Origin of the sequence: Pantoea sp. 18069 (assembly GCF_902706035.1) — a bacterium.
Lineage (GTDB): Bacteria > Pseudomonadota > Gammaproteobacteria > Burkholderiales > Burkholderiaceae_C > Comamonas.
Map to the genome: position 1 here is coordinate 1 of NZ_CACSJA010000072.1, position 3,332 is coordinate 3,332.

Annotated in this window: 4 protein-coding genes and 1 riboswitch; of the genes, 2 read left to right on the top strand and 2 right to left on the bottom strand. The window is 61.7% G+C overall.

The annotated features are described in order from the left end of the window. Both GVL12_RS25525 and GVL12_RS25530 read right to left on the bottom strand, forming a co-directional pair. A partial coding sequence (locus GVL12_RS25525) for an RNA-binding protein (protein ID WP_235033983.1) occupies positions 1-491 on the bottom strand: 491 nt, incomplete at its 3' end. Between the two features lie 125 nt (positions 492-616). Further along, entirely contained in the window at positions 617-997 is a 381-nt protein-coding gene (locus tag GVL12_RS25530) for an RNA-binding protein (protein ID WP_159918361.1), read from the bottom strand. Between the two features lie 241 nt (positions 998-1,238). Beyond that, positions 1,239-1,418, top strand: a riboswitch (yybP-ykoY riboswitch). A gap of 17 nt (positions 1,419-1,435) precedes the next feature. Here GVL12_RS25530 and GVL12_RS25535 point away from each other — a divergent pair. Continuing rightward, positions 1,436-2,014 (top strand): TMEM165/GDT1 family protein, encoded by a 579-nt coding sequence (locus GVL12_RS25535; protein WP_159918362.1) that lies wholly within the window; start codon positions 1,436-1,438, stop codon positions 2,012-2,014. A gap of 114 nt (positions 2,015-2,128) precedes the next feature. Beyond that, entirely contained in the window at positions 2,129-3,256 is a 1,128-nt protein-coding gene (locus tag GVL12_RS25540; protein ID WP_159918363.1) for a homoserine O-acetyltransferase, read from the top strand. Positions 3,257-3,332: the final 76 nt, after the last annotated feature.

The following is a 3,332-nucleotide window of genomic DNA, read 5'->3' on the forward strand; positions in this document are numbered from 1 at the left end:
CCGCCGCCGCCATAGCCACCACCACCTTCACGGCCGCCGCCATAACCACCGCCGCCACCCCCATAGCCACCACCACCGCCGCCGCCGCCGTAGCCGCCGCTGCGCGGCGGACGTGGCTCCATAGGGCGTGCTTCGTTGACGACGATGCTGCGGCCGCCGAGTGCCTGTCCGTTCATGCCCTGGATCGCTGCCTGCGCTTCAGAATCGCTGCCCATTTCCACAAACCCAAAGCCCTTGGAGCGGCCCGTGTCGCGCTCCATCATCACCTTGGCACTCGTCACTGAACCATATTGGCTGAATGCCTGCTCAAGGTCGTTGTCACGCACTCCATAAGGGAGGTTGCCAACATACAGCTTGTTGCCCATTAGAGACTCCTCAAACTCCTCAAGTAACACAATTGCTGTGGTGCTCACACGTTGCCAGCGATCCATGAAAGAAAACCTGCGCACGCATTGCAAATCACCTGCACTGATATCGGGGACACCGATCACAAATTATGAGGGAAAATAAATGCAAAAAAAAAGCCGGCGAAAGGCGTATTCGCATGAAAGAGACGAAAAAAAAGGGCCAAAGGCCCTTTTTTGACGCTGGGTTATTGAAAACCCTGAGTCAGTGCTTAGTAGCTGCTACGGCCACCGCCGAAGCCGCCGCCACCGCTGCGGCCACCGCCGAAGCCGCCGCCGCCGCCATTGCCGCCACCGAAGCCGCCGCCGCCGCCGAAGCCGCCACCGCTACGGGGAGGGCGGGGTTCCATGGGACGGGCTTCGTTGACCACGAGGTCACGGCCGCCTTGGTTTTGGCCGTGCAGGCCTTGGATTGCTGCTTGTGCTTCAGCATCGTTGCTCATTTCGACGAAGCCGAAGCCCTTCGAGCGGCCGGTGTCACGTTCCATCATGACCTTGGCGCTGTTGACATTGCCGAATTCGCTGAAAGCTTGCTCGAGATCGCCGTCACGGAAAGAGTACGGCAGGTTGCCGACGTAAAGTTTGTTGCCCATGGAGGACTCCTGAAAAAACACTTGAAAACGCGATGGAGCCCTATGCAGTCAACTACCTGACAACTTTAGAGACGCAAACGCACCTGCCCTACTACTCATTGCTTTGCGGAAAGGCTTGGACATTATGAGTCATATATACCCACACAAAATGCTCTGGATTGAAATTTCGGTGTGACTACAACACTTTTTTGGTCGGTATTTACCCGGAATCCAACGCGATCCTGCCGATCTGTCTAGAATCGCGGCTGTCATTGGGGAGTAGCCCGTTCGGTGTGCAAGGCACCGAAGGCATGCATCAACAGACTTGGGTTCTCACAACCTATGGTGCATGCGGTTCACGCTGGGCGAGACCATTGGCTGGGTGCCGATCCACATGGCCGGAGTCGGTGCGCAGCCAATGCGTTCGCGTCGTCCGGCCTGTTCATCAGAAACCCCCCCATGGAAGCCTTTTTTGTCTCCACCGCCATTGTCGCCATTGCCGAAATGGGCGACAAGACGCAGTTGCTCGCGCTGGTGCTCGCCGCCCGTTTTCGCAAGCCCTGGCCCATCGTGCTGGGCATTCTCGTGGCGACACTCGCCAACCATGCGCTGGCCGGTGCCGTCGGAGCCTGGGTCACGACCTTCATCGGCCCGCAGACGCTGCGCTGGGTGCTGGGCGCGTGCTTCATCGCCATGGCGGTCTGGATGCTGATTCCCGACAAGCTCGACGAAGGCGAGACCGCCGCGGTCTCGCGCTGGGGCGTGTTCGGCACCACGCTGATTGCCTTTTTCCTCGCCGAAATGGGCGACAAGACGCAGATTGCCACCGTGGTGCTCGCGGCCAAGTACAACGCCTATCTGTGGGTGGTCGCGGGAACGACGCTGGGCATGATGCTCGCCAATGCGCCCGTGGTCTGGCTGGGCGAGCGCATCACGCGTCTGGTGCCGCTGCGCATCGTGCATCTGGTGTCGGCCGGCATTTTCCTGGTGCTGGGCTTGCTGGCCTGGTGGGCCCCGGGCGTAGCCGTTTTGGCATAATGGGCGCTTCACGCGCCGATTTGCCATTGCTTGCGGGCGCTTTATAAATCCAGCTAAAGACCCGTCCGACGACATCTCGACCCGGCCTCGTTTTTAGCGATGCCGGGTTTTTTCATGTCCTTCATCGCCACTCCTTCGTCCATGCATTTCGAGCAAGCCCTGCCGCTGCAGGGCGGGGCCTCGATCCACCACTACGAGCTTGCCTACGAAACCTACGGCGAGCTCAACGCCGAGCGTTCGAACGCGGTGCTGGTGTGCCATGCGCTCAACGCCTCCCACCATGTGGCCGGCGTGTATGCCGACCAGCCCAGAAGCGAAGGCTGGTGGGACAACATGATCGGCCCGGGCAAGCCGGTCGACACCAACCGCTTCTTCGTGATAGGCGTCAACAACCTCGGCTCGTGCTTCGGCTCGACCGGGCCCATGCACGAGAACCCCGACACGGGCCGCGTGTACGGCGCCGACTTCCCCGTGGTCACCGTGGAGGACTGGGTCGATGCCCAGGCGCGGCTGCTGGACCGGCTGGGCATCACGCGGCTCGCGGCCGTGCTCGGCGGCAGCCTGGGCGGCATGCAGGCGCTGTGCTGGTCGCTGCGCCATCCCGAGCGCGTCGCGCATGCGGTGGTCGTGGCCAGCGCGCCCAACCTCAACGCCGAGAACATCGCCTTCAACGAAGTCGCGCGCCGCGCCATCGTCACCGACCCGGACTTCCACGGCGGCAACTTCTACGACCATGGCGTCGTGCCGCGCCGCGGCCTGCGCATCGCGCGCATGATCGGCCACATCACTTATCTGAGCGACGACGTGATGAATAAGAAGTTCGGCCGCCAGCTGCGCGACGGCCTGGAGCTCAAGTACAGCACCCAGGACATCGAGTTCGAGATCGAAAGCTATCTGCGCTACCAAGGCGACAAGTTCAGCGACTATTTCGATGCCAACACCTACTTGCTGATCACGCGCGCGCTCGACTATTTCGACCCGGCGCGCGCCCACGCGGGCAACCTGACCCGGGCGCTCGCGGCCAGCCAGGCCAAGTACCTGCTGGTGAGCTTTTCCACCGACTGGCGCTTTGCGCCTGCGCGCAGCCGCGAGATCGTCAAGTCGCTGCTCGAGAACCAGCGCCGCGTGAGCTACGCCGAAATCGACGCACCCCATGGTCACGATGCCTTCCTGCTCGATGACCCGCGCTACCTGGGCGTCATGCGCTCTTATTTTGAAAGCATCGCAAAGGAGATCGCATGACCGAGAAATCCACCATGGAGGCGATTGCACGCCTGGTGCCCGAAGGCGCACGCGTGCTGGACCTGGGCTGCGGCGA